Annotated in this window: 23 protein-coding genes; 13 read left to right on the forward strand and 10 right to left on the reverse strand. The window is 62.6% G+C overall.

The window, feature by feature from the left end; genetic code table 11:
• Nucleotides 1-5 precede the first annotated feature (5 nt).
• Complete coding sequence (locus ACTHXA_RS04915) at nt 6-872, reverse strand: pseudouridine synthase (RefSeq protein WP_441669950.1); 867 nt, start codon at nt 870-872, stop codon at nt 6-8.
• 210 nt (nt 873-1,082) lie between these two features.
• Between ACTHXA_RS04915 and ACTHXA_RS04920 the strand changes: the two genes are divergently transcribed.
• Both ACTHXA_RS04920 and ACTHXA_RS04925 read left to right on the forward strand, forming a co-directional pair.
• Entirely contained in the window at nt 1,083-1,913 is an 831-nt protein-coding gene (locus tag ACTHXA_RS04920) for a CPBP family glutamic-type intramembrane protease (protein WP_441669952.1), read from the forward strand.
• A 246-nt stretch (nt 1,914-2,159) separates the two neighbouring features.
• Nucleotides 2,160-2,561, forward strand: coding sequence for a cupin domain-containing protein (locus ACTHXA_RS04925; protein WP_441669954.1), 402 nt, complete (start codon nt 2,160-2,162; stop codon nt 2,559-2,561).
• Between the two features lie 83 nt (nt 2,562-2,644).
• Here ACTHXA_RS04925 and ACTHXA_RS04930 read toward each other — a convergent pair whose 3' ends face one another.
• Both ACTHXA_RS04930 and ACTHXA_RS04935 read right to left on the reverse strand, forming a co-directional pair.
• Nucleotides 2,645-3,550, reverse strand: coding sequence for a DNA-formamidopyrimidine glycosylase family protein (locus ACTHXA_RS04930; RefSeq protein ID WP_441669956.1), 906 nt, complete (start codon nt 3,548-3,550; stop codon nt 2,645-2,647).
• Nucleotides 3,551-3,610: 60 nt separating this feature from the next.
• A complete protein-coding gene (locus ACTHXA_RS04935) occupies nt 3,611-8,323 on the reverse strand; it encodes an ATP-dependent helicase (protein ID WP_441669958.1) in 4,713 nt (1,570 codons plus the stop codon).
• Between the two features lie 110 nt (nt 8,324-8,433).
• On the opposite strand from ACTHXA_RS04935, the gene ACTHXA_RS04940 reads away from it, so the two are divergent.
• Together ACTHXA_RS04940 and ACTHXA_RS04945 are read left to right on the forward strand one after the other, a co-directional pair.
• Nucleotides 8,434-8,910: an NUDIX domain-containing protein gene (locus ACTHXA_RS04940; RefSeq protein ID WP_441669960.1), complete on the forward strand. Its 477-nt coding sequence runs from the start codon at nt 8,434-8,436 to the stop codon at nt 8,908-8,910.
• Nucleotides 8,911-9,242: 332 nt separating this feature from the next.
• A complete protein-coding gene (locus ACTHXA_RS04945; RefSeq protein ID WP_441669962.1) occupies nt 9,243-10,862 on the forward strand; it encodes an HNH endonuclease in 1,620 nt (539 codons plus the stop codon).
• Nucleotides 10,863-10,932: 70 nt separating this feature from the next.
• Here the strand turns inward: ACTHXA_RS04945 and ACTHXA_RS04950 are convergent, their stop codons facing one another.
• Genes ACTHXA_RS04950 through ACTHXA_RS04960 form a run of 3 tightly spaced genes read right to left on the reverse strand, consistent with a single transcriptional unit; the run spans nt 10,933 to nt 13,366 of the window.
• On the reverse strand, nt 10,933-11,931 hold the full coding sequence (locus ACTHXA_RS04950) for a phosphatidate cytidylyltransferase (RefSeq protein ID WP_441669964.1): 999 nt from the start codon (nt 11,929-11,931) through the stop codon (nt 10,933-10,935).
• Nucleotides 11,928-12,596, reverse strand: a complete 669-nt coding sequence (locus ACTHXA_RS04955) for a lysophospholipid acyltransferase family protein (RefSeq protein ID WP_441669966.1) — start codon at nt 12,594-12,596, stop codon at nt 11,928-11,930. Before ACTHXA_RS04955 ends, ACTHXA_RS04950 begins: the two co-directional genes overlap by 4 nt.
• Nucleotides 12,593-13,366: a CDP-alcohol phosphatidyltransferase family protein gene (locus tag ACTHXA_RS04960; RefSeq protein ID WP_441669968.1), complete on the reverse strand. Its 774-nt coding sequence runs from the start codon at nt 13,364-13,366 to the stop codon at nt 12,593-12,595. The genes ACTHXA_RS04955 and ACTHXA_RS04960 overlap by 4 nt, the downstream gene beginning before the upstream one ends.
• Before the next feature lie 25 nt (nt 13,367-13,391).
• Between ACTHXA_RS04960 and ACTHXA_RS04965 the strand changes: the two genes are divergently transcribed.
• Nucleotides 13,392-13,991 (forward strand): YqaA family protein, encoded by a 600-nt coding sequence (locus ACTHXA_RS04965; RefSeq protein ID WP_441669970.1) that lies wholly within the window; start codon nt 13,392-13,394, stop codon nt 13,989-13,991.
• 66 nt (nt 13,992-14,057) lie between these two features.
• Nucleotides 14,058-15,425 (forward strand): hemolysin family protein, encoded by a 1,368-nt coding sequence (locus tag ACTHXA_RS04970; RefSeq protein ID WP_441669972.1) that lies wholly within the window; start codon nt 14,058-14,060, stop codon nt 15,423-15,425.
• On the opposite strand, the gene ACTHXA_RS04975 is transcribed toward ACTHXA_RS04970, so the two are convergent.
• From ACTHXA_RS04975 to ACTHXA_RS04985, 3 genes are read right to left on the reverse strand one after another with little or no spacing between them, the layout of a single operon-like run.
• Entirely contained in the window at nt 15,422-16,381 is a 960-nt protein-coding gene (locus ACTHXA_RS04975; protein WP_441669974.1) for a diaminopimelate dehydrogenase, read from the reverse strand. The two genes, ACTHXA_RS04970 and ACTHXA_RS04975, sit on opposite strands and share 4 nt — an antisense overlap.
• A complete protein-coding gene (locus ACTHXA_RS04980) occupies nt 16,378-16,905 on the reverse strand; it encodes a type 1 glutamine amidotransferase domain-containing protein (protein WP_441669976.1) in 528 nt (175 codons plus the stop codon). Before ACTHXA_RS04980 ends, ACTHXA_RS04975 begins: the two co-directional genes overlap by 4 nt.
• Nucleotides 16,898-17,944, reverse strand: a complete 1,047-nt coding sequence (locus tag ACTHXA_RS04985; RefSeq protein ID WP_441669978.1) for a DUF808 domain-containing protein — start codon at nt 17,942-17,944, stop codon at nt 16,898-16,900. The genes ACTHXA_RS04980 and ACTHXA_RS04985 overlap by 8 nt, the downstream gene beginning before the upstream one ends.
• A gap of 76 nt (nt 17,945-18,020) precedes the next feature.
• Here ACTHXA_RS04985 and tpx point away from each other — a divergent pair, with 76 nt between their 5' ends.
• Together tpx and ACTHXA_RS04995 are read left to right on the forward strand one after the other, a co-directional pair.
• Entirely contained in the window at nt 18,021-18,521 is a 501-nt protein-coding gene (tpx, locus tag ACTHXA_RS04990; protein ID WP_441669980.1) for a thiol peroxidase, read from the forward strand.
• Between the two features lie 139 nt (nt 18,522-18,660).
• Complete coding sequence (locus ACTHXA_RS04995; protein ID WP_441669982.1) at nt 18,661-18,879, forward strand: dodecin; 219 nt, start codon at nt 18,661-18,663, stop codon at nt 18,877-18,879.
• 27 nt (nt 18,880-18,906) lie between these two features.
• Here ACTHXA_RS04995 and ACTHXA_RS05000 read toward each other — a convergent pair whose 3' ends face one another.
• Complete coding sequence (locus ACTHXA_RS05000; protein WP_441669984.1) at nt 18,907-19,815, reverse strand: patatin-like phospholipase family protein; 909 nt, start codon at nt 19,813-19,815, stop codon at nt 18,907-18,909.
• Nucleotides 19,816-19,874: 59 nt separating this feature from the next.
• On the opposite strand from ACTHXA_RS05000, the gene ACTHXA_RS05005 reads away from it, so the two are divergent.
• From ACTHXA_RS05005 to malQ, 5 genes are all read left to right on the forward strand, one after another.
• Nucleotides 19,875-20,432: a hypothetical protein gene (locus tag ACTHXA_RS05005; RefSeq protein WP_441669986.1), complete on the forward strand. Its 558-nt coding sequence runs from the start codon at nt 19,875-19,877 to the stop codon at nt 20,430-20,432.
• A gap of 93 nt (nt 20,433-20,525) precedes the next feature.
• On the forward strand, nt 20,526-21,026 hold the full coding sequence (locus tag ACTHXA_RS05010; RefSeq protein ID WP_441669988.1) for a hypothetical protein: 501 nt from the start codon (nt 20,526-20,528) through the stop codon (nt 21,024-21,026).
• 19 nt (nt 21,027-21,045) lie between these two features.
• Nucleotides 21,046-22,443 (forward strand): MFS transporter, encoded by a 1,398-nt coding sequence (locus ACTHXA_RS05015; protein WP_441669990.1) that lies wholly within the window; start codon nt 21,046-21,048, stop codon nt 22,441-22,443.
• Nucleotides 22,444-22,452: 9 nt separating this feature from the next.
• Nucleotides 22,453-22,896 (forward strand): ubiquinol-cytochrome c reductase iron-sulfur subunit, encoded by a 444-nt coding sequence (locus ACTHXA_RS05020; RefSeq protein ID WP_441669992.1) that lies wholly within the window; start codon nt 22,453-22,455, stop codon nt 22,894-22,896.
• Nucleotides 22,897-22,928: 32 nt separating this feature from the next.
• Nucleotides 22,929-25,055, forward strand: coding sequence for a 4-alpha-glucanotransferase (gene malQ / locus ACTHXA_RS05025; protein ID WP_441669994.1), 2,127 nt, complete (start codon nt 22,929-22,931; stop codon nt 25,053-25,055).
• Nucleotides 25,056-25,111 lie beyond the last annotated feature (56 nt).

Genomic DNA, 25,111 nt, shown 5'->3' on the forward strand with positions numbered 1-25,111 from the left:
CTCGGTCAGACCGTCAGCGGCAGAGTCCGTTGGCTATGGAACCGTCTCAGTGCGCCATCCACGGGATCGGTGAACATGAGTTCCGCGGCAAGAAGCTGCAGCGGATGCGTGAAATCCTCAGGATTGTCTTCGCGGATCTCGGGATAGAGCGGGTCGTTTTCAATGGGGATGCCGAGTGAGTTGAGATGGATGCGCAGCTGGTGCGTCTTGCCGGTGGCGGGGGCGAGCCGGTAGATGGCTCGCCTCGCATCGAGCGCCGTTTCGAGTTCGATGCGCGTACTGGCGTTCGGTTCGCCGGGAACGATTTTCGCCTGCAGGATGCCTCGGGTCTTTTCAATGCGATTGGTCACGACCGTGGGGAGCTCGAGCGAGGTATTGATCGGTGCGACCGCCCGGTAGACCTTCTCCACGCGCTGCTGTTGAAACAGCGACTGATAGACGCCACGCCACTTCCGCTCGGTGGTGAGGACGAGCAAGCCGGAGGTTGCTCGGTCGAGTCGGTGCGCCGGCGACAGTTCCGGGAGACCGAGCTGGTCGCGCATCCGCACGAGCACGGTTTGGGTGACATGCCGACCTCGAGGTGTGGTCGCAAGAAACGGCGGTTTATCGATCACCAGGATGCGCGCATCCTGGTACACAATGGCGACCTCACCGGGGACTATTGGTTCCTCGCGGAGGTCTCGATAGAACCAGACGAATGTGTTGGGCCGGTAGGGGTCAGTCTCGCGAACCGGTGTTGCATCCTCGTATACGAATCGTTCGTCAGCGAGCATCCCTGCCGTATCGACCTCGGTCGGCAGCTTGTCACGCAGCCACTCACCCATGGTTTTCCACCGGGTTGGGGTGATTCCGCCGCGATCTGGCGTGCGCACCCAGGCAGCATCGAGGCCTTGGCGTTGCGGGAGAGGGGAGCGAGGCGGCACTCGGGCGGAATCCGTTTCGGTGTAGTTGTTTCCCGACAGCGAAGGCTCGGCAGCTGCGGTTACCGTCGAGCGGGCGTTGGCTGCGGGATGGCGTCGCTCAGTGTATCGACTTGGAGGGTTGTGGCGTTGCCGCGAGTTCAAATACGGCAGAATTGCAACGTGAACTCAAAGTTGAGCGACGCTCGCGCGGAAGGAAAGGAACTGCCCGCAGTCAGCTGGAACCTGCTGCCTGCGGTGCTCGTTTCCGGCTCCGCGGTGCTGCTCTTCGCGTTCGAGAATTCCTGGGGCTACGCGCCGCTCCTCACCGGCCTGGCAGCATCTTGGCTCTTCGACCGAGCCTTCGCCCGCGACCTATCGCTCATCGCGATCGGCATTGCCATCGTCAGCTCACATTCGATGCGGGCCGATCTGTCGTGGGGAAACATGCTCGTGATGGGCACCGTGCTCGTGGCCGCGGTGATCGTTCCATACGCGCTGAGCCGCTGGGCGCTACGCGATCACGCCGTGCGTTTCCCATCGCGACACGGGCAACGCTGGTCAACCCTCGAATGGTGCTGGCTTGGGGCGGTGCTGGTGCTTGGATGGCTGCTGCTGCCGCGCTACTTCATCACCTCAGGGACGTATCAGAATTGGCCGCCCGTCACCGAATGGCATGAGATCGGCCGGCTCTTCATCGGGGTGAACACCGTGGGGATCTGGGATGAGCTGTTTTTCATGTGCGTCGTATTCACGCTGTTCCGCCGCCACTTCTCGTTCTGGACCGCGAATATCCTGCAGGCGATCGTATTCGTCTCCTTCCTGTGGGAACTCGGCTACCGATCCTGGGGACCGGCACTCACCATCCCATTCGCGCTCGTACAGGCGTGGATCTTCTCAAAAACGAAATCACTCGCCTACGTCATCACCGTGCATCTGCTTTTCGATCTCGTGGTGTTCCTCACCATCGTGCACGCGCATCATCGCGACTGGATTCCTATCTTTTGGTATTGATCGGTCAGAATTCGCGATCGAACATTCGACTTTGCCGCTTCGTGTACTCGTACTTTAAGGACGTCTCGATGGGTGTGAAGCGCTTGAGGCAACCATTAATTCTGAGTTAATAGTTCAAACTGAACAACAAGCCACGAGGAACGAGGCGAGGATGCCAGCAAAAATCGGAACCTGCCAATGTCCCGGGACCTAGTCTTCCTGGGTTGCTGCAGCATCTGTCACACGCGGCCGACAACGCAAGGAGCAATGATGAACACCGAAAAGAAGCCATTCCTGCTGCGACCGGAAGATATTGGGGACGCGGGTGCGCAGTTTGACAGTGGCTCAGTGCTCTTGAATGCGACGCAGGCTCCGGAACTTCGCGAGGGCACGGGGCCGGCGATCACGCGCATCCTCAACGGAGACAATGCCGAATTCATCATGATGTCCTACGCACCCGGCCAGGTCCTCGACGACCACCGAGCCGCACATCCAATCACCATTCAGTGCCTCGAAGGTGCGCTTTCGCTCCACGTCGGTGAGGATGTGCTCGAGCTGGTTCCCGGAAGGGTCGCGCACCTCAGTGCACAGGTGGTGCACCTTGTTGAGTGTGCCGAGGATGCTCCGGCTAAGAACGTGCTGCTGCTCACGATGCTGACGGGGAAGTAACTTGCGCTGCCGGTGATGTGGAACTTCCGTCCGGACGGTCGGCGGGAGTGTCTGGGCGCACGGGGGAGCGGGTTGCGGATTCGCTAGGTCTGACAGCGGGGGCACCACACCGAATCTCGTTCGGTCGCATCCGGTTGCGTGCTGCCAGAGGCGTGCTTGCCTTTCAGGATTGTCGCGCCACATCGTCGGCAAGGCTCTCCCGCGCGGCCGAACACCCAGGTGGGCTGACGCAGGTTACCTGTAAACGTCCGTTCGACGCGATCTCGATTCGCGAGCATGAGCTTGCGACCAAGATCGACCCACGCCGTCATCGTGCCGCATTCGGCGATACGACGGTGCGGTAATACGCCGCGCAGGAAGCACATTTCGGTGACGTACTCGTTACCGAGGCCCGCCAGGTTGCGCTGATCGAGTAGGGCCGCGGAAATCTCACGCGCCGGCTCCCGCTCGAGTCGCCGCACTGCCTCAATGAGGTCGGGGTCCTCGGCGAGTAGATCCGGACCGAGCCAGCCGAGGTGTTGCTCCTCTTCAGCAGTCGGCCAGATGTCCAGTTTCGCGAGGTCGATACCGAGCGCGACTACCGCATCCGTGCCGATGATTGCTCGGATGCGGTGGGCTGCGGGCCAGGAGACATTCGGGCCGCGACGTGCTCGGGAATTGGGGCGTTGCGGCGTGCGCGCTCGCCTCGGAGTGCCAGTGCCGAGCGGACCAGCGTCCACCGATGAAGTGCCGAGCGGACCAGTGCCTGTTGGTGCGCTGGGAGGAACTAGACGCCAGGACCCATCCATGCCGAAGTGCGAGTGGACCGTGAATTCACCGATGCGAAGCAGGACGTGTTTGCCCCGAGCATCCACCGCGGTGACCTGCTCGCCGACCAGTGACGCCGTCGCGAGCTTTGGCAGCCGCAGCTCGAACTGGGTCACGGTTCGGCCGGCGAGTGACCGGCTGAGATTGGCCGCGGCGCGGTAAGCGGAATCACCCTCGGGCATTGTTGCTCCCCGCTGTCGTGTTCCTCACCATCGACGTGCCGGTTACAACCGCAGCTCGCGTCATAACCGCATCCTGAGCCCGCGCGGAATCTGCCCAAAACCGCTCTCGCTCAGAAGCCGCGAAAATGGCGCTTCGAGTGCGTAAATGCCGTTAATTTTTTCGATCACGAGTTGGGGGATGCGCGCCTTCCGCACCGTGTCGGCGAGCGAGATTGCAGCGGCGCGGGCTCGAGCGGACTCTTCCACCGTTGCCTCGTCCTCGCCGAAGGACAGCAGCGTCTTGCCGCCGCGCTCCACGTAGAGCACGAGCGCTCCGTCGACGATCGTGACCAGCCCACCCGCTTTTCGGCCGGGACGGTGTGTGGTGTCGTGCTCGGGCCAGGGCAGTGCTGCGCCGTAGGGATTTGCCGGATCGGTCGCGGCAAGGGTAACGGCACGCAGCGGCGGTGTGTCGGTGAAGCGATCGTCGTCCGCTCGGCGCAGCGCGTCGATGGCGCCGGCGGTCGAGAACTGCGCGGCACCGAGTCCATCGATGAAATAGCCGCGACGTGCGCGACCCGCCTCCTCAAACTTCGCGAGTACCCGATAGGCGAGTGCGAACCCGCCCGCGGTTCCGGCGGCTTCCACGGCTCCCCGAGTCACCACCCCGTAGCGATCCAGATGCAGCTCGGAAGCGGCCTGCGCCTTGACGGTGTCGTCCTCGTCGTAGTCATCGACCACCGACCACCTGCCCGCAGCGCGCGGCGGGACCTGTGCGGTTTTTCGTTCGGCAGCCCAGGACCGAAACGACCGGCCCCGCGTGGGCCTGCGGGCGGTGCGATGCGCGGAGGTCGACTTGCTTGCGGTCCCGGTTCCGGACTGGCCGGATAGCAGCGAACGCAGCGGCACCAGGGAGTCGCTTGTGATGACGCCGAGCCAGGCGAGTTCCCACAGTGCGTCGGCCATTTCCTCCTGCGACGGGGTGCCTGCAGCCTGCCCCGCACCAAGTTCCGCCGCAAGCTGCGGGAAGAACATCGCGCCGCCGCTGCGCAACACTTCTGCCACACGAAGGGCCAGCGGGGATGCATCCGCGGGTAAGGGCTCACGCTCAAACGTGAGGTGTTCGGTATCGGTGAGGTGCAGGCTCAGCCAACCATCCGCGCGGCCGATCTCGCCGTGACCGTGCCACCGAACCTCACCCGAGATGATCAGCTCATCGAGCATCGCCGGCGAATAATTCCGCACCCGAGCGGGTAGCACGAGCGACTCCCACGCGGATGCTGGAATCCTGGTGCCCTGGAGCTGATCGATCACGGTCACGACACCGTCCACGCCCTCGAGGTCTCCACCGACCTGCTGCCAATCCGCGAGGAACCGCGCGTACGCGTCCTGCGACACCGGCTCAACCTCGTGGCGCAGCTTCGCAAGCGTCCTCGCCCGGATGCGTCGGAGCACACGGTCGTCCACCCACTCCTCGCCGCTTCGTGACGGCGTGAACTCGCCGCGCACCACTCGATGCGCGAGCTCGAGCCGTTGCAGCGCAGCCACCGCGACCGCCTCACCGATGCCGAGACGGGATGCGACCTCGGCCGTCGTGAACGGCGCATTCGTGCGTGCGAACCGGGCGACCAGATCTCCGAGAGGATCCTCGAGCGGCTCGAGAAACGCTGCTGGCACCCCGAGCGGTATCGGCACTCCGAGCGCGTCACGCAGGCGTGACGCATCCTCGATCGCGGTGACCCGTTCTTCACCGGCGATGCGCAGCCGGAGGGCGCGTTTGGCGGTGACAAGGTGCTGGACTATTTCCGTGATTTCAGCGGCGCTCGCGGCTGCGTCTGTCTCACTCGCACTACCAGCATCCTCATCCCCGAACCGCTCGTGGATCTCAGCCTCCGTGAGCGGCCCGAGCAATCGCAGCAAATCTGCGACCCCCTCAAGGTCTCGAGCGCGAAATCCGGGCGCGCGCTTCTGCAACTCCGCGGCGACGTCGTTGATCGCATCCTGATCGAGCAACTCGCGCAGCGAGGTCGCCCCGAGCAATTCCGACAGCAGGCTCGCGTCGAGATTGAGGGCAGCCGCACGACGTTCGGCCAGCGGCTGGTCACCCTCGTAGAGGAATTGCCCGACGTATCCGAACAGCAGATTGCGCGCGAAGGGGGAGGGTTCGGGCGTAATCACCTCGGTGACCCGCACCTCGCGCGAAGCAGTGCGGCCGATCAGACTCGTGAACGCCTCGAGGTCATAAACGTCGTGCAGCACCTCCCGAACGGTCTCGAGGATGATTGGGAAATCCGGATAGCGGCGCGCCACCTCGAGCAGTTGCGCGGCACGCAGTCGCTGTTGCCAGAGCGGTGATCGTTTCCCAGGATGCAGGCGGGGCAGTAGCAGCGCCCGGGCGGCATTCTCTCGAAATCGAGCGGCGAAGAGCGCGGACGAACCCACCTCGCGGGTCACGACCGTCTCAATTTCTTCACGCTCGAACATGAACAGCTCGGCACCGGGCGGATCCGCATCAATGTCCGGAATCCGCACCACGATCCCATCGTCGCTCGCCACCGCTGAGGCCTCAAGTCCAAACCGTTCCCGAACCCGAGCAGTGACCATGAGCGCCCACGGCGCATGCACGCGGCGGCCGTGCGGAGAATGCAAAACAACCCGCCAGTCGCCAAGCTCATCCCGGTTGCGCTCCACGACCAGCACCCGATCGCTTGGCACCTGACCGGTGGCTTCCCGCTGCTCGCGAAGATACGCGAGGAGATTCGACGCGGCAAACTCATCCAGGACACTGTCGAGGCCCTCGGGAAGTGCATCCCGCTTCACGATGTCCCGCACGACCGCTCCGATCGCGGCACCGAGCTCTGCGGGCCGTCCGATCGAGTCACCGTGCCAAAACGGCAGCCTTCCCGGCTCGCCGAATGCGGGCGTTACGCGCACCCGGTCCGGCCCGATTTCGCGGATGCGCCACGAGGTCGAGCCGAGTGCGATCACGTCCCCGACGCGGGATTCGTAGACCATCTCTTCGTCGAGTTCGCCGACGCGGGTGCCCGTCGCGCGGCGATTGGATGCGGCAGTCCCGTCATCCTGTTCTGGACCGTCTTCAGCGCCGATATACATGAACACGGCGTACATGCCGCGGTCGGGGATGGTGCCGCCGCCGGTGACCGCGAGTCGCTGGGCGCCCGCCCGCCCCTCGAAGGTGTCGGCGTCTCGATCCCAGAGGATGCGCGGGCGCAGGTGGGCAAACTCGTCCGAGGGATAGCGACCAGCGAGCAGGTCCAGCACCGAATCGAGCAAGGTTCGTGAGAGCCGGTGGAAGGACGCCGCTTTGCGGGTGAGGGCGAGCCAATCATCAACTGCCCACGCATCCATCGCGGAGGCGGCAATGATCTGCTGGGCCAGTACATCCAATGGATTCTCGATCAGCTCGATGCGTTCGATCGTGCCCGAAAGCATTCTCGAGGCGACCACTGCCGAATGCAGCACATCCGCGCGATGCTTCGGCAGCATCACGCCGCGGGAGATGCCACCGACCTGGTGGCCGGCGCGGCCGAGCCGCTGGAGTCCGGATGCGACCGAGGGCGGCGCCTCCACCTGAATAACGAGATCTACGTCGCCCATGTCGATGCCAAGCTCGAGGCTGGAAGTCGCGACGACGCAGCGCAGCTGGCCAGTTTTCAGCGCCTCCTCGACCTCGGCGCGCGTGGTTTTGGACATTGACCCGTGGTGGGTGCGCGCGAGGGGTTGGTCTTCGGCGTCGGTGGGCGCGATCCGCCCCTTGTACTCCTCGTTCAGATTCGCCGTGAGTCGTTCGGCAACGCCGCGTGAATTCACGAACACAATCGTGGAGCGATGCTCGAGCACCCGGTCAACAATCTCCGATTCGATATGCGGCCAAACCGAGCCGCGTCGTGGATCGGTCGACTGCATCGCGTCGCCAAACACGATCTCCTCGTCGTCTTGCTCGGGCTGTCGCGATGCCGTGCCGAGGTCGCTGAGGTCTTCCACCGGCACCACGACTTTGAGATCGAAAGCCTTCTCACTCGGCGGTGCCACGATCGTGACCGGTGCCGCGCCACCGAGAAATTTCGCCACCGTCTCGAGCGGACGAACCGTCGCAGACAGTCCGATGCGCTGCGCGGGGGAGGGGAGCAGCGCATCTAGCCTCTCGAGCGAAAACGCGAGATGCGTGCCGCGCTTTGAGCTCGCGACCGCGTGCACTTCGTCAATAATGACCGTGTCTACAGTTCGGAGCCCCTCGCGCGCCGAGGACGTGAGCATGAGATAGAGCGACTCCGGCGTCGTGATGAGCACATCCGGTGGATTGGACTGCAGGCGCCGGCGCTCCGCCGGCTTCGTGTCGCCCGAACGCACGCCGACGGAAATCGGTGTCGCCTCGAGTCCGAGCCGTTTCGCGGTCTGATCGATTCCCACCAGCGGTGCATTGAGATTGCGTTCCACATCGACGCCGAGGGCCTTGAGTGGCGAGATATAGAGGATGCGCGTGCCGGGTTCGCGAGGCGTTGTGGGGCTGGGGGCTGATGCTGGTGTGGGATCGGATGCGCGTGCGAGTGTGGGGGCCGAGTCGGACCCGGAATCGTGGATGAGCCGGTCGAGCGCCCATAGGAAAGCGGCCAGGGTCTTGCCCGAGCCGGTCGGAGCGACCACGAGCGTGTGGTCACCGGTGGAAATGGCCTGCCACGCCTCGCGCTGCGCTCGCGTTGGTGCCTCGAACGCGTCAAGGAACCAGGTTCGAGTTGCCTCCCCGAAAGCGGCCATTTCACGCGCATCTGCCATCCGTTCAGCGAACCACAAAAGCCTGTCAACAGTTCGGCCGGGTACGTGTCCGAGGGTTGAGGCCGGCTGCATGAAGTTGGAGTGAATTCAGCGGCTGCTAGGTTGAGGAGATGACCGAGCGGATCCAAGAAATCGTGAGCTACGTGTTCCGCGATGATTGGCTGCTGGTGCTCACTCACGATGAAGCGCCGCTCGAGTTTGTTGGCGTGCAGATACCTGTCGGCAATATGCACTTGGGTGAGTCCCTCGAGGATGCTGCGGTTCGAGACTTGCGTGAAAAGACCGGGCTGATAGCGACCGGGCAACGATACGTCGGCTCCCAGCCCTATGATTTGCGGCCCGGGATTGATCAGATCAGCATGCGGTATTACTTCAAGCTGACGGTCGATGAGGTTCCTTCTGTGCCGCGGTGGCGGGCGGGTGAAGGTGGCCCCGCTGGGGCTGGGGTTGGCGCCGGTGCCGATGTCGGCACGTCGGAAGGCGGCGTGAGCGACTGGACGTGCTGGTGGCTGCCTGTTGCGAATGCGCACGTGCTCACTGCCGGGTTGGGCGCGTTGCTGGGCTCGGCCTATGTTGATTTGTCCTAAAGGTGCGGATGTGGATGCCGACGAGGTACGCCGGTGGTGCTTATCGGGGTATACCTGCCATTAGGTGGGGCGCAGAGCTTTGCATGCGGAAGTTCGGTATGTCGGTGGCTCGGGATACCGTTCCATCACCGGTCCGTTGCTGACAACATATTGGCCGGACCCCGCTGCTGAGTGTAAGTGTGAATCCAACTCTCTCATCGAATATCGAACAAAAAATCTACTAGATTAGTCTTGCTGAATCGAACATAGTAGCGATAGACTTATCGCAACAGCATCGCTCATCCATTCGATTCCTTTGCTCGTGTCGTTCTGCCGTGAGGAGGTGACCGTCCATGTCCGCTCAAGATCCACACCGCGACGACCTGTCGCCAGAAGACGGGAAGTACCTCGACCGTGGCTCCGCGATCAGCGGCAACGATGACCTTCGGATTGAGGAACTCGAAGCCACAGCGGCCCGCTACATCGCCCGCAAACAACGCCACGGCGCACTCGTCGCCGACGACCTCGAAGACCTCGCGGTTGCGTTCTCCATCGCCACTGCCCGCGCCGACGCCGACCGGCAAGCCCGCGCGAAACGTGCCTGGGTGCGCAACGCGGATTACTTCCCATGGCACCTGCGCTCAGTGATGGGCGAATTCGCGCTGCCCACCCACGAGTCAGACGTGACCCTGCAAAATCGGGCTTATGAAGCCGAACAACTCGTCAATGACTACCCAGCCTGGGTTGACGCGATCCGTGCGGGCCGTGTGACCCTGCGGCACGCCCGCGCGTTCCTGCGCGATACCCGGGCGTTGGATGCCGAGCTGCTCTCGGTATTGGCCGAACGTGTGTTGGCCTACGCCGTGTCACACACGGTCGCGCAAACCACGGCGTTCGTGGACCGCGAGATCGCGACAATTGCTGCCGACAACTTCGAGGCCGTGCACAACGCGCTCATGGAAGAGCGAGACGTGACGGTCACCCCCGAAGGGTTCGGCATGTCAACCCTGCGTGCAACGCTGCCGACCGAGCTCGCCGTCGGGATAGACCGGCAACTCACCCTCGACGCCCGCACCATTCGCGACCGGAACGTGGCGGACGCCAAAGCCCACACCGCCGCAGTCCGTGCTGCAGCCCAGCAAGGCCTGCCTGCGCCAGCACCGTTCGAGGCGGATTCGCGGACAGTGGCGCAGATTCGCGCGGACGTGCTCTGCGAGATGCTGCTGTGCGGCGACCCCGCCAGCGTCTCCGACGCGCTCACCACCAGCCAGAACACTGGTGCGGGCGCGAATGCAGGCGCAATGGTGGACGGGTCGCGAGTGACCGCGACAGTCGGGATCGTGATCCCGGTCCTGTCGCTCCTCGACGATGCTCCCGCCGAGGACGACACCACCAGTGCGAGTCGCAAGGGCGCGAGCGACAACGCGAGCGTCAGCAGCGGTAGCGCCAGCGGCACTGGCAGCAGTGGCCGTCGCGACGGTCGAGTGGCAGCGCGCCAGCCCGCGTTGGTCGATGGGCGCCTCCCGATCAGCCTCAACCGGGCTCGGCAGCTTGCTGCCGGTGTGCCCAGCGTGCAGCGGATCCTGACCGACCCGATCACCGGCCACACGATCACCGTCGACTCCTATCGACCCGATGCGAGTTTGCGTCGGTTCCTCCAGGTCCGCGACCGTTCATGTAGGTTCCCGGGCTGCACTCGGCCCGCTCTCGGGGCAGATCTGGACCACACCGTCCCTTTCTCAGAAGGCGGCGCGACCAGCGAACACAACCTCGCGGCGTTATGTCGTGGCCACCACGTCCAAAAACACCAACGACGTTGGCAGATGCGACAACTTGGCGGCGGCGAGATCGAATGGACCACTCCACTCGGCTACCAAACCACAACCGAACCGGAACCACTCGGCCCCGTGTTCCGGGCCAAACCCGAACCGCCTGGCGACGGCCGGCCGGGGGATGTCCCGCCACCGTTCTGAAGATAGTCATCTTCTGCACGGCATTATTTGGCGATCCAAAAGCGGGCGCACAGCTCGCACCGAAGGAAAACTAAGCCCCTGAGAAAAAGAAACGCACGAGGTGAAAAAAGACCGGAGCCGCAAAGCAAAGCGAATCAATGCGATCCATGATTCCACCGTGACCGGGAATCAAGGCGCCAAAATCCTTGATTCCTCGGTCGCGCTTGATCGAACTCATTACGAGGCCGCCAGCGAACCCAAGCAGACACGACACGAATGCAAGCCCGGCAGCTTGCCACCACTCGAAGGGAGTAATCCACCACAGTCCAGCACCGAGTGCTGTCGCACTGAGCACTCCGCCAATGAAGCCCTCCCAGGTCTTATTGGGGCTCACACGCGGCGCGATCTTGTGCCGACCCAGCGTCTTACCCCAGATGTACTGCATGACGTCGCTGCCTTGGACTACGAGCAATAGGAACATCAGCAGATTCGCGCCAGCCGGTCCGCCCGACCCAATCGCTGAACCGTCGGCGGCGACCTTACCCAGCTCGAGCGCGACCGGAAGCTGCAGAATCGCGGCGGCATAACTCACGCAGTAGACGCACACCATAAGCGACCACTGCGTCGTTGCCGTTCGCTGCAAAAAGCCCTTCGTCTCGCCCGCAATTGCGACACGAGCCGGCAAGAACAAAAACGCATACACCGGAATGAACACGGCAAAGAATCCATACCAGTGCTGCCAAACCGAAAAATACTGAATCGGCAAAATGATCCAGAACATCCACACGAGTGCGCTGTGATCACGCTGCGTCGTGCGCGAAATCGTGATGAATTCACGCAGTGCCAAGAACGAAAGGACGAAGAAAAAGATGATGGTGATCGTCTCGCCACCCGCGAGAACGACCAACAACATGAGCACCATCGCCCACCACGCACCCACCCGCATCTTCAAATTCGAAATGAGGCTCGCATAGCGCTCGCTTCGCATCGCGGCGGAGAGCACCGCAGTCACAATCGAAGCGAGGATGAGTACCACGCCAATACCGGCGAACAGTCGCAGTCCGGTTTCGTCGAGCAGTCCGATGGTCATGCCGTCTCAGCCTCTCGGACAACGCGATCCACAACGTCTCGGGCGCGATCAAGAAACTCGCGCTTCGACTCACCCTCCTCGACCCGGATTGGATCGAGGAATGTCGCCGTCACGAGATGCGGCACCGGAATGATCGCACCCTTGGGGAGCATCCGCCCCAGATTCGACAGCGCGACCGGAACGATTGGCACCTCCGGACGCTCTGAAGCAAGCCGATACAGTCCCGAATGAAAGGTGCCGATTTCGCTCCCGTCGCCGCGCGTACCTTCCGGGAAGATGAGCAGCGAATCGCCCGCATCCAGAATCGCAATCATGTCCTCAACCTGATTCGATGCCTTGCGCGGCCCCGTTCCCTTCCCACGCTCGACGAGATACGCATTGAAAATCTTGGTCGCAAACCAGCTCTTCACCCCAGAACCCCAATAGTCTCCCGCCGCGATCGGTCGAAGCCGGTCACGGATGCGCTTGGGAACGACCGACCAAATCGTCACGAAATCAAGGTGGCTCGAATGATTCGCGTACAACACCATCTGCTGCGGCAGGTCGAGTACCGACTCAGCGGTCGACGCATCATTACTGTTGCCACGACCACCCGCGACGACGGCACGCGCACCGGTAATGAGTCTCACGAAGCCCGCAAACAGGCGGCGAATGAGCACCGTCATGCGTCGGCTCCCCGCGCCGAGTCCTTCGCCCGCAGCGCCAGCGTGATCTTTCGCAGTCGAACAACCACCGTAATCAGTGAACCGACCGCGATCACCACTAGAGCCACAGCGAGCACCACACCGAGAGGAACCCCGAGCATCGGTTCAGCGATAGAAACCAGGGATGCAACAACGAGCACCCACATCCGCGGTGGCTTGGCCATGGGACCGCCAAAGAAATTACCGACACCGTTCGCGGCGCCGAGGGTACGAACATACGCGGTCAGCACAGCGAGAACCGCGGCGAGCCAGCCAAAGATAATACCCCAGTCGACCACCAACGAATCTGCAGGCCCGGAACCTCGGGATACCCACAGCCCGGTCGTCGCGAAGCCCGCCCCGACAAGCAGCGCCACATCCGCAATTCGGTCCGGTAGCTCATTGAAGAGGTCACCGGTGGGGGAGTGCATTCCCTTTTCGACGGCGAGCATCCCGTCGAGCATGTTGCACAACAACCGCAGCGGAATCGCGACCGCCGCAATCACCAGCAGCCACCACCGAGAGCCCTCAGGCGCGAACCCGGACACACCCAACGCCACGGCACCGATGACCGCGATGACCACTGAAAGCACCGAAATACTGTTGGGCGTCAATCGCGCTGTGGCAAGCAGATCCGCTGCTCGCTTCGCCCAACCGGTGGAGCGCTGCGGAATGTTGCGGCGGTCGAGGCCAGCGGGACCTGGCGCAGATCCATTCTGAGGAGAGTCAACTTGCGCTGGATCATCTTGCATACGGGCGAGTCTACGATTGCGGAGTATGAAGCGCGCCAAGCCAGAGATTGACATTGCGTCCAACCGCCGGGAGAACCTTATCGCAGCGGCGTGGGGCGCCGCAGAAGCCACCTTCTTCTTCATCGTCCCCGATGTATGGATCACCCGCGTATCTCTCCGATCGCGAAAACGCGGCTTCGCCACGGCAATGAGCGCACTCGCGGGGGCAGTCGCAGGTGGGATCGCCACGTACCAATGGGGCAAAAAGATCCGCCCCCGCGAATCAAAACGACTGCTTCGAAAGCTGCCCGCGATCTCCGGCGAAATGATCGAGAACGCCGAGAACGACATGCAGCGCACCGGAAACCGCGGCATGCTTTGGGGCCCGTTCCGGGGAGTGCCGTACAAAATCTTTGCCCGCACGGCAGGGATGCAGCGGCTCTCGTTCCCGAGCTTCGTTGCTTGGTCGATCCCTGCCCGCATCCCGCGCTTCCTCCTCGTCGTCGTGGCAACGCGCGGGCTCGTCAAGTTGGCCGGAACGTTCCTCCCCGAAGCCAAAGTCGAGAAATTGGCGCCCACGATTCACACCGTGTTCTGGATCGCGTTCTACAGCTGGTACATGCGCGTGGTAGGTAGAGAGAAGTAGGCAGAGAGAAGCCCTGACCGCAGCCCGCGCAGGCGATGGCGAGCCAGCTCTTGAGAGAATGACACTATGAGTGTTCTCGTCGACCTATTGCTGGTGCTGCTATTCGTACTGATTGGCGGGATCTTCGCGGCGACAGAGATGGCACTCGTATCGCTGCGCGAAACGCAGATCCGACAGTTTGAACGCGGCAAAAAGGCAGCTCGGACGGTAGCGAACCTCGCGAAGGACTCCGGACGCTTCCTCTCGGCGGTGCAGATCGGCGTGACATTCGCGGGATTCCTGTCCTCGGCCTTTGGCGCCTCGACCATCGCCCCGCAGGTCACCCCGGTATTGGTGAGCTGGGGAATTCCGGAGGGCACCGCAGCGGCAATCTCGCTCGTTGCGATCACCTTGCTCGTGTCCTATTTCAGCCTCGTCCTGGGTGAACTCGTGCCCAAGCGCATCGCGATGCAGAAAGCAGCTCAGGTCAGCCTCGTCGTCGCGCCGCCGCTGAATATCTTCGCGATGCTCATGACGCCGGTCATCTGGCTCGTGAATTCCTCGACGAACGTGCTGTTGCGCATCCTCGGCTTTGACCCGAACGCCCGCAACGAAGAAATGTCCACCGAGGAGGTCCGCGACATGGTGACCTCACACACCGGTTTCGCGGCAGAAGACCGGAAGTTGGTGGCCGACGTCTTTGACGCCAATGAGATGCTCGTGGCCGAAGTGATGCGTCACCGCAGCGATATCGTCGCCTTCGATTCCACACTCACCGTGCAGCAGGTGGCCGACGGCGTCATCGACCAGCCCTACTCGCGCTATCCGATCTACGAAGAAGAGATCGACAACATCATTGGCTTCGTCCACGTGCGAGACATCCTGCAGCTTGCCGCCTCTGACAATGGCGAGAAGCCGATCACTGCGGTGCTGCGCGATATTGGCTACTTCCCGAGCAGCGTTCGGGTACCGCAGGCGATGCGGCAATTGCGTGTCTCGTCCACTCACATCGCGGTGGTCGTTGACGAATACGGCGGCACCGATGGCATCGTCACGCTCGAGGACTTGCTGGAAGAGCTCGTCGGCGAAATCTGGGACGAGTACGACCAGGACGAACAGCGCGCCACCATGAAACTGCACGAGAGCCGCAACTTTGACGGCTCCACGAATCTGGAAGACTTCGCCGAGGCGACCGGCATCACCCTCGATGAGGGTCCGTACGAAACCGTCGCGGGGTGGATGCTCGCGCGGCTCGGTCGGATTGCTCGCGAAGACGACGTGGTGGTTATCCATCCGGCACAGACCGAGGACCAGGAAGACGACCACGCTGAAAACAAGGTGCAGTATCAGCTAGAAATAACGCAGCTGCACGGCAACCGAATTAGTGCCGTGCAGCTGCGTAAGACCTCTGCGGAGGATCCCGCAAGCGAAGACGCCGCGGGTGAACCCGCCTAAACGTCCTCGCGGAGCAAATCCTCGAGCGACTTCGTCGACAGCAGATACGGCGGTACCTGAAGGACCGTATACGCACCCGTCGCGCCGTCAGCAGCAAGACGCGCAGCCGCGCGACCGTAGGCAACGAGCGCAGCCGCCGTGAAGTCGGGGTTGCTCTCGAGATCGAGCGCAAACTCCACCGTGCTCTTCGAAGCACCAAGCGTGCCAGAGGTAATCACGTGGCCACCGTGGGGAAGACCCTGGTGGTCGCGCTGGAAGTCGGACTCCGAAATGAAGTGCACCTCGGTTTGGTAGCCAACAAAGTAATCCGGCATATTCACGATCGTGTCGCGGATGCGGTCCTGGTCCGCTTCGTCGGCGACCACCCAGCACTGACGCAAATGCGCCGATTTCCCGTCGATCTCGCTACCGCGACCTGCCTTCGCGGCCGCAATCGCATCCTCACGAGGAATCGTGTACTGGACACCGAATCGAACGCCCTCGATGCCACGAATGGCATTCGAGTGGCCCTGCGACAATCCGCGCCCCCAGAAAGTGTTCTGCTGGGGTTCCGGGAACAGCGATGCGCCGATTACGCGGTTCAGCGAGAACAGCCCCGGATCCCACCCGGTTGCGACGACAGCGACGTTCCCGCTCTCGCGAGCCGCCGCATCCATCCGCGCGTAGTGGTCGGGGATCTGCTTGTGGTTGTCGTAGGTGTCCACCGTCGTGAAGTGCTCGGCGAAACTCACCGCTTGCTCGGGGATGTCGGTGGCACTGCCGAGGCAGAGGTAGAGCACGTCGATCTTGTCCGCGTAGTCATTGATTGAGTCGACGGGGTAGACGGGGGTGTCCGTGTCGAGCTCGGTGCGGCGCGAAAAGATGCCGAAAAGCTCCATATCGGGCTGTGCTTTGATGAGCGTTTCGGCGCTGCGGCCGAGATTGCCGTAGCCGACGATGGCGGTGGTAATGGTCATGAAGTCGAGATCACCTCAAGTAATTTGGCGTTGAATACGGGAAGGTCAGCGGGAGTGCGGCTCGAGACGAAGTTGCCGTCGACGACAACCTCCTTATCGACCCAGGTTGCCCCAGCGTTGCGCAGATCGGTCTGCAAACTTGGGAAAGAAGTGACGGTGCGACCGCGAAGAACATTTGCGTCGGTGAGGATCCAACCACCGTGGCAGATCACACCGATCGGCTTACCGGCTTCGGCGATTTCGCGTACGAGCCGAACCGCTTCGGCATCCATCCGGAGGTGATCGGCATTGCCGGTGCCACCGGGAAGCACGAGTGCGTCGTAGTCGGCACCGGATGCGTCCGCAGAAGTGGCGTCAACCGTCTGGCTGTGGCCCTTCTTGCCGTCAATGCTGCCGGCTTCGGGAGCGATGAGCGTGGTCTTGGCACCCGCTGCAATCACTGCCTCCCATGGGGAGGTAAGTTCACTGTCCTCGTAGTTGTTCGTTGCGAGAAAAGCGATGTGCTTGCCAGTGAGATCAGTCATTCCCACTCCTTTCTTGAGCGTTCGTGATGCTACCACCAGTTGCCTTTTGGCCACCAGCGGTTGCTTCCACGCTATCGGTTGAGTCTCCGTGCTTGCTGGACTTCGCCTTACCGTGACCGAATGGCAGCAGGTGTGCGATCCCCACAATCAGGGAACCGATGAGGAAGCCGACGACCATCGAGCACAGTGTGTCGATGAGCCACGCGAGGAGTCCACCAACGGCGGGAACCGCTGCTGCTGGTGCCGCAAGCGTGTGCACAAGGTCGTACGGTGCGTGCCAGCCGAGCGCATCCGCTCCGAGGATGATGAGGTGACCTCCCACCCAGAGCATCGCAAACGTCCCGATGAAAGAGATCACATCCATCACTTGCGGCATGGCGTTGACCAGCCCCTGACCGAAGCGCTGCTGCGTCTTCGAATCACGCTTCATCATTGCCAGGCCGAAGTCGTCGAGCTTGACGAGCAGTGCCACGGCGCCGTACACGAGCCCGGTAATGCCAATTGCCACCACGATCATGATGATCAGACGCGTCCAGAAGGGCTCATTCGCAACCTCGTTGAGTGAGATCACCATGATTTCGGCGCTCAGGATCAGGTCGGTGCGAATTGCGCCAGAGGTGATGGCCTTCTCATCCTTGGGACCTTTAGAAGAAACCGCGGGTTCCTCTTTTTCTACGTGGTGGCCACGGAGTTTCTCCCAAATCTTCTCCGCACCCTCAAAGCAGAGAAAGGCCCCACCGAGCATCAGGATTGGCTGCAGCAGCCACGGCATAAAGCTGCTCAGGAGCATCGCAATGGGCAGGATGATGATGAGCTTGTTAAAAATGGAGCCGCGAGCGATCCGCCAGATGATCGGGAGCTCACGACTCGGGTGCAGCCCATCCACGTACTGCGGTGTTACCGCAGCATCGTCGATCACGACTCCGGCCGCTTTACTGGATGCTTTTACCGCCGCGGCCGCGACGTCATCGATGCTCGCGGCAGCCGCGCGCGCGAGCGCAGCAATGTCATCCAATAGGGCAACGAATCCACCGGCCATGGGAGTCCTTTCAGAAAATACGGATCAACACTAGTGGCTTCAGTTTCCGATCAAGTGATGATGAGAATATGCACCCATGGCAAATATCACTTTCCGAGGTACCCCTGTAACCACTTCCGGCGAACTCCCCGCAGTTGGCAGCGTGGCTCCCGCGTTCACCACCGTCGACACCGATCTGAACGATGTCGCGCTCGAGTCCTTCAAGGGTAAGCGAGTCGTGCTCAATATCTTCCCTTCGGTCGACACCGGTGTCTGCGCAGCGTCGGTCCGCCGCTTCAATGAAATTGCTGCGGGACTTGAGAACACCGTCGTCGTTGGTGTTTCGCGCGACCTCCCGTTCGCACTCGGCCGCTTCTGCGGTGCCGAGGGCATCGACAACGTCGTATCGACCTCCGCATTCCGCTCGAGCTTCGGCGAGGACTACGGCGTCGTGCAGGAGAACGGGCCCATCGCCGGCCTGCTCGCTCGCAGCGTCGTCGTGATCGACGAAGAGGGCAAGGTTGTCTACACCGAGCAGGTGCCCGAAATTGGTCAGGAACCCGACTACGACGCCGCACTTGCCGCATTGAACGCATAACTGCGCCACACTCGCTGGCACAAGAACCCCCTGGGTGCCGCTGCGCTTCACGCGCGCTGCCCAGGGGTTCTTTAGTCTTTCGGCCTAAGTTCGAGAACACTTCCGCAACGTGGCGGAAGCGAACCAGGAGGGCTGAATCGTGTCGAGTAATACCTACCAAATCACCGAAGTCGTGGGGTCATCTCCGGATGGAACCGATGCCGCAATCCGCAACGGAATTGCGCGGGTGTCACAAACCGTCCGAAATCTTGAATGGTTTGAGGTGGTCTCCACCCGCGGGCACATCGGCGAGGACGGCGCAGTGGCCTATTTTCAGGTGACACTTCGCATCGGGTTCAAGGTCGAGGACGCCGGGTAACCAGCTGTAGCGCGGCCGCGGGCAACGCTAAATCTCGAGAAACTCTCGCCAGGCGGGTAGCTCCCGCCTGGCTTGCTGCGCGCCGAGCTCATAGGAGCGGCGAAGTTTTCGCACATCCCGCTCCGAATTCGAGACGCTGAGGTGCTCGGGCAGGAACAAATACGCCCGCCCCTGGCGCTCAAGTTCGAAGAGTTCAGCGCGCGTTTCGTTGTATCGGTGCGGTCGGTGCAGGATGCCGTTGATCACCGCCGGATACTTGCGGAACAACCGTCGGTACATGCCGCTGATCTTCGCCGGCGGCTTGATGTATTCGCGGCCTCGGGTCATCACCACGAAAAACTTCGTATAACCGGCAGCTTTGGCAGCATCCAGCGCGAACCCGCCGGTTGGGCCCAGGGCACCATCCACATAGGTCTTGCCATTCAGATCCACCGGCGGCATCAGCACGGGCAGCGAGGAGGATGCGCGGACGCGGAGCATGAGATCCTGCATCACGTGGATGTCCTCACGAGTCCAATACTGCATCCGGCCCGTCTGCATCTCGAAGGCGCCGACCGAAAAATTGGCCGGATTGGCCTGGAAGGTCGGCCAATCATAGGGGAGTGCCTGGCCAGGATTGCCCGCTTCCTCATAGATATAGGGGGCATTGAACAGTCCTTTGCCCGAGGCCCAAGTCCGCAGGTTGCCGAAATTCGGGTCCGTCGCGAACTCGACGAAAGAGCGATAGGAGCGCGGCACATCCCGCGATAAATAGTTCGCGGTATTACTCGCACCCGCAGAGATCCCACCAACCCAGTCGAAGTAGATCCCCTGCTCAATCAGCAAGGACACCACGGCCGAGGTGTAGCTCGCACGCATCCCACCGCCTTCAAAAATGAGTGCGGTGTCACGCACGTTTGTTTCGAGCACGGCAGGCTTCGGGCTGGATGCATTCACCCGGTCATTGTTTCAGTTTCGGCTCCTGATTGCCGGTTTTGAGTTGTATCTTCGTACGCATGATCGGTGACAGGCGTGAGGATGCCGTGGGGAACGGCTCCCAGAAAAACGGCGCGTGGATGCGCAATCTCGCGCTCGAATATCGCGACCTGTTCGCCGAATCGCAGATCGCGCCGGAGTCGGTCGGTGCGTATGAGCCGCCGAAGCGGCGATTCCTGCACACTCGGCAGGCTCGAATCGTTCCGGTGACCAGAGCCTGGCGGCTCGGCGTGTTGCTCATCGACGAAGCGGGCGCGCTCCGTTCGGCGGGCGCCACGCTACGGGCGCACGAACCACCGCCAATACTCGGATACACCGCAGAATCGGCACGGCAGCGCGACGAACTGCGGCACGCCGCGATCCGTGGCGGATTCGCCGAAGGTGAGACAGTCCACTACGACACCTACGTTATTGACTGCGAAATTGTACGAGCCGAGACCGGCCCCATTTCGTTACGAGACGGCGATCCAGTCGTGAGGTGGCACCTCGGAACGCGCCTGACCAGCGCAATTCCCCTCGAAAAATACCTGCAGGAGCGCGCTGAATTGCTCATTCATCCACCGCAGCGCGCAACGTAGCTGAGAGGTATGTGCGAATACCGGCAAATCGTGCCATCATTTACGGCTGTGCCTACTTCGACCACTGTGATAGCCCGGCAGGTGGCGCATCTCATGCGCCCCGGGGAAGAACCGCGTTGGATGCAGCCTGCTCGCTGCATCGAGTCAGAGGTCGACCTTGAGGACGACCGCTTTGAAAATGATGAGGAACCGGAGACGGAAAACCTCGATCCTGACTCCCGTGTGCCACTGAAATCGCTCGATCCGGAAGATGCTCGCTTTGAGCGGATCGTGCAGGAACAACTTGATGGCGGCTCCTACCTCGGCTGCAGCGGCTGCCTCGCCGCTGGCCTGCGGAAGGCCCTCGACGTACCCACGAGCGAGATTCTCGTGACCAATCAGCGAGTCCTCGTCGTGGACGTAAACGGCCTCGACGAGGTCGAGCTCGAATGGGAAGTGAACCGCGAAGACATTCTTCGTGTGTGGAAGCGCGCGCGCTTTTTAGAACCCGGTCGGGTCGTTATCGCGTTTAATGACGAGTCAGTCCTCGCGCTGCACGTTGGCGTCATGGGCGGAAAGTCTGCTTTTAAACTGATTGAAGCAATGGACGACTAACCACGAACGACGGAGTACTGTGGCCGAGATTATCGAGCACGACCGAGCCACCCCGGACCAGACCCTGACTCGGTCTGAACGCCTTGATCGGCTGAAGCCAAACCCCGAGCACCGCAAGCTGCTGTGGGGCTCCGGCATCGGCTGGGCGCTGGACGCGATGGATGTTGGACTCATCTCCTTCGTCATCGCGGCCCTGAGCGCGCAGCAGCTGATTAACGCCACCGAAGCGAGCTGGATCGCATCCATCGGCTTCATCGGGATGGCCCTCGGCGCAACCTTCGGTGGTCTCATCGCCGACAAAATTGGTCGCCGCCAGGTCTTCGCGCTGACGCTGCTCGTCTACGGCCTCGCGACCGGCGCATCCGCGCTCGTAACCTCGGTGGCGCTACTTATGGCCTTCCGCTTCATTGTCGGCCTCGGGCTCGGCGCGGAGTTGCCAGTGGCTTCGACCCTCGTGAGCGAGTTCGCGCCACGAAAGACGCGCGGTCGGATGGTCGTGTGGCTCGAGGCGTTCTGGGCCGTGGGCTGGATCCTCGCGGCCATCATTGGCACCTTCATCGTGTCGGCGAGCGATAGCGGCTGGCGCTGGGCGCTCGCGCTCGGAGCCGTTCCCGCGCTCTACGCGCTGTATGTGCGCCTCGGGCTGCCCGAATCGGTGCGGTTCTTGGAATCGCGCGGCAAGATGGACGAAGCCGAAGCGGCGGTGCGGAAATTCGAAGCGGCCGGGGGAGTCGACCTGAGCCTGCCAAAGGCAGCACCTGCGCCGCGGGCGAGCGAGGATTCGGCGGGCGAAGCGGGCTCAGATGCTGCCGGCGCGATCTCGATCTGGTCCGCGTCGATGCGCAAACGCACCATCGGCCTGTGGATTGTCTGGTTCTGCATTAACCTCAGCTACTACGGCGCCTTCATCTGGATCCCGAGCCTGCTCGTGGACGCCGGATTCACGGTCGTCAAGTCCTTCACCTTTACGCTCATCATTACGCTCGCGCAGCTTCCGGGATACGCGGTTGCCGCCTGGCTCATCGAGGTGTGGGGACGCCGTGGCACGCTCGCGGTATTCCTCGCGGGCTCGGCGCTGGCAGCGGCACTCTACGGATATTCGGGGATCGCCGGTGAGGAATGGCTGATCATCCTTGCGGGCTGCCTGCTGTCCTTCTTCAACCTCGGGGCCTGGGGCGCGCTCTACGCGATCGGACCGGAGCTCTACCCGACGAATATTCGCGGCACGGGTGCCGGTGCTGCCGCCGGGTTCGGCCGAATTGCATCCATCATCGCCCCGCTCTTGGTCCCTGTTCTGGTGACTGCCGGTGGCGGCGATACTGTGCTCGTGTTCACCGTGTTTGCCGCGGCATTCGCTATTGCCGCGGCCGCGACCTTCCTGCTGCCCGAGCAAAAGGGCAAGGCGCTGGCTGACTAGACTCGGAGCATGATCGAGCAGCTTCCCTCTTCGCGTCGCGCGTTCATTCGGAACACCGCCTTAGCCAGTGGCGGCACCGCCGTCGCATTCCTCTTGAGCGCCTGCGGCGCGGAGACAGACAACGGTTCGAGCGCCGGGTCGAGCACAGAATCGGATGCCGTTCAAGAGCCGGTGACCGTCCCGGCCGCGGAAGTGCCAGTGGGCGGCGGGGCCGTTTTCAAGCAGCACGAGATCGTCGTCACGCAGCCCACCGAAGGCAGCTATTTCGCATTCAGCGCTATCTGCACCCACCAGGGATGCGTGCTCGTCAGCGTCGAAGACCGCGGCGCCTTTTGCGGTTGCCACTCGAGCTACTTCGATATCAACACGGGAGACCCGGTTGCCGGGCCCGCGCAGGAGCCGCTGCCGAGTATCCCGGTCGCAGTAAGTGGCGACACGCTCACGGTTGGGTAATTGCGCAACCTAACGCACATACACTCCTATATGTGAGTGCATCGACTTCGACACAGGTTCTTGCTCAGCTTGCGGAAAGCTACGGCATCTCCGCGGATTACTACGATTGGCGTGGTGCGCACGTTGAAGTCGCACCCGAGGTCCTGCGAGCGGTCCTGGCCGCGCTCGACGTCGACACGTCCACGGATGAGGCGGCACAAGCGGCACTCATCGCCGCCGAAGAGCGGCCCTGGCGGCTGACCCTGCCCCCGACCACGGTGGTGCGCGCAGGCGGCACCGCCGAGATCCTCGTACACGTGCCGGCGGAGCAGCCAGTTTCGGTGACGGTGCAGCTTGAAGAAGGCGGCGAAGTCCCCGCCCAGCAACTCGAGCACCTCGTGGAACCGCGCACGATCGACGGCGCACCCGTTGGTGAAGCGAAGTTCCGCATCCCCGCCGATCTGCCACTCGGCTGGCACGAGATCGTGGCGCTCGTCGGTGAGACCGGTGAAGAGTCGCGGGCCACGCTGATCGTCACGCCGGAGTCGGCAAGCTCGAACCTCGACAGCAAAGCCTGGGGCATCATGGCCCAGCTCTACCAGGCCCGCAGCGAGGGATCCTGGGGCATCGGCGACCTGCGCGACCTGCGGACGATCGGTGAGTGGGGAGCCGAACATGAAGCCGACTTTGTGCTCGTGAATCCCTTCCACTCGCCCTCGGTGACCACCCCGATCGAGCCATCGCCGTACCTCCCCACGAGCCGTCGCTTTAGCGATCCGAGCCTCGTGCGGCTCGAAGATCTCGTGAACGAAATGGACCTGCAAGAACCGGAAGCGATTCGCATCCAGGAACTTGCCTCCTACGGCCGATCGATGAATCGGCAGGATGTGATCGATCGGGATGCGAGCTGGCTCGCCAAGCGCGAGGGCCTCGGCATTTGTTTTGAGGCCGCCCGCCGCGGTGACCACGGTCGCTGGCGCGAGTTCGGTGAATACTGCGAGACCGAAGGTGAGAGCCTGATCGACTTCGCCACCTGGTGTGCACTCTGTGAACAGCTCGGCGGCAACTGGCGCGATTGGCCGGAGGAGTTCCAATCACCAACGGCACCCGCGGTGGATGAGTTCCGGCAGCAGCACGCGGACCGCGTGGAGTTCTACTGCTGGGTGCAGTTCGCCCTGCAGGAACAGATGATCAACACCCAGAATGCGCTCGTGGCCGCGGGCATGTCGATCGGGGTCATGCACGACCTCGCGGTGGGGGTCCACCCCTCGGGTGCGGATGCCTGGTCGCTCTACGGCTCACTCGCCCGCGGTGTCTCGGTGGGCGCACCGCCGGATGCATACAACCAGCTTGGCCAGGACTGGTCGCAGCCGCCGCTTCGCCCCGATGCGCTGGAGCGCACGGGGTACGCGCCGCTTCGAGACATGCTCCGCAAGGCTTTCATTGGGGCGGGTGCGCTGCGGATCGACCACATCCTCGGCATGTTCCGCCAATGGTGGGTTCCAGCGGGCATGCCCGCCGACCAGGGCACCTACGTCACTTTTGACCACGAAGCGATGATCGGGGTGCTGCTGCTCGAAGCCGAGCGCGCCGGAGCACTCGTCATTGGCGAGGACCTCGGAAACGTGTCGGACCTCACCCGCGAAGTCATGGCGGAGCGTCACGTCTATGGCTCGCAGATCATGTGGTTTGAGCGCGCGGAAGACGACTCGCCGAAGCTCCCCGAGCACTACCGCGAAGAGTGCCTCGCCTCGGTCACCACGCACGACCTGCCGCCGACCGCGGGCTATCTTGAACTCATCCACGTGGATGTGCGCGAGCGCCTCAACGTGCTCACCCGACCAGTAGAAGAGGAACGCGCCGAAGAGCAGCAGCTCATTGACGCGTATCTTGAGCAGCTGCGCGCGGCGGAGCTGATCGGCGAGGACCCGACCACTGACGAGATCGTCGTGGCCCTACACACGCACCTCGCGCGCGGGGCCTCGAAGCTCTTCGGCGTCGCGCTGGCGGATCTCGCCGGCGACCGGCGCCCCATTAACCAGCCGGGCACCTACCGCGAGTACCCCAACTGGACGCTGCCGCTCGCGAACGCCGAAGGTCGCGTGCGTCTGCTTGAAGAGATTCTGGTGGATGAACATGCGGCAAACCTCGCGCGGGCAGCGGCGCGCCCGCAGCAGTAGCGACTAGGTCGTGTCCTGTAAGTGTTGTTGATGGTGGGCGTGTCCGCTTTTAATCG

This window comes from Gulosibacter sp. (assembly GCF_052090685.1).
Taxonomy (GTDB): Bacteria; Actinomycetota; Actinomycetes; order Actinomycetales; family Microbacteriaceae; genus Gulosibacter.

Bases quoted from the DNA above. Each gene is read 5' to 3' on its own strand.
- ACTHXA_RS04935 (WP_441669958.1), bottom strand. From the start codon at position 8,323: ATGGCAGATGCGCGTGAAATGGCCGCTTTCGGGGAGGCAACTCGAACC.
- ACTHXA_RS04940 (WP_441669960.1), top strand. From the start codon at position 8,434: ATGACCGAGCGGATCCAAGAAATCGTGAGCTACGTGTTCCGCGATGAT.
- ACTHXA_RS04950 (WP_441669964.1), bottom strand. From the start codon at position 11,931: ATGACCATCGGACTGCTCGACGAAACCGGACTGCGACTGTTCGCCGGT.
- ACTHXA_RS04925 (WP_441669954.1), top strand. From the start codon at position 2,160: ATGATGAACACCGAAAAGAAGCCATTCCTGCTGCGACCGGAAGATATT.
- ACTHXA_RS04945 (WP_441669962.1), top strand. From the start codon at position 9,243: ATGTCCGCTCAAGATCCACACCGCGACGACCTGTCGCCAGAAGACGGG.
- ACTHXA_RS05005 (WP_441669986.1), top strand. From the start codon at position 19,875: ATGATCGGTGACAGGCGTGAGGATGCCGTGGGGAACGGCTCCCAGAAA.
- ACTHXA_RS04930 (WP_441669956.1), bottom strand. From the start codon at position 3,550: ATGCCCGAGGGTGATTCCGCTTACCGCGCCGCGGCCAATCTCAGCCGG.
- ACTHXA_RS04965 (WP_441669970.1), top strand. From the start codon at position 13,392: ATGAAGCGCGCCAAGCCAGAGATTGACATTGCGTCCAACCGCCGGGAG.
- ACTHXA_RS04985 (WP_441669978.1), bottom strand. From the start codon at position 17,944: ATGGCCGGTGGATTCGTTGCCCTATTGGATGACATTGCTGCGCTCGCG.
- ACTHXA_RS04955 (WP_441669966.1), bottom strand. From the start codon at position 12,596: ATGACGGTGCTCATTCGCCGCCTGTTTGCGGGCTTCGTGAGACTCATT.
- ACTHXA_RS05020 (WP_441669992.1), top strand. From the start codon at position 22,453: ATGATCGAGCAGCTTCCCTCTTCGCGTCGCGCGTTCATTCGGAACACC.
- ACTHXA_RS04975 (WP_441669974.1), bottom strand. From the start codon at position 16,381: ATGACCATTACCACCGCCATCGTCGGCTACGGCAATCTCGGCCGCAGC.
- ACTHXA_RS05010 (WP_441669988.1), top strand. From the start codon at position 20,526: ATGCGCCCCGGGGAAGAACCGCGTTGGATGCAGCCTGCTCGCTGCATC.
- tpx (WP_441669980.1), top strand. From the start codon at position 18,021: ATGGCAAATATCACTTTCCGAGGTACCCCTGTAACCACTTCCGGCGAA.
- ACTHXA_RS04960 (WP_441669968.1), bottom strand. From the start codon at position 13,366: ATGCAAGATGATCCAGCGCAAGTTGACTCTCCTCAGAATGGATCTGCG.
- ACTHXA_RS04970 (WP_441669972.1), top strand. From the start codon at position 14,058: ATGAGTGTTCTCGTCGACCTATTGCTGGTGCTGCTATTCGTACTGATT.
- ACTHXA_RS04980 (WP_441669976.1), bottom strand. From the start codon at position 16,905: ATGACTGATCTCACTGGCAAGCACATCGCTTTTCTCGCAACGAACAAC.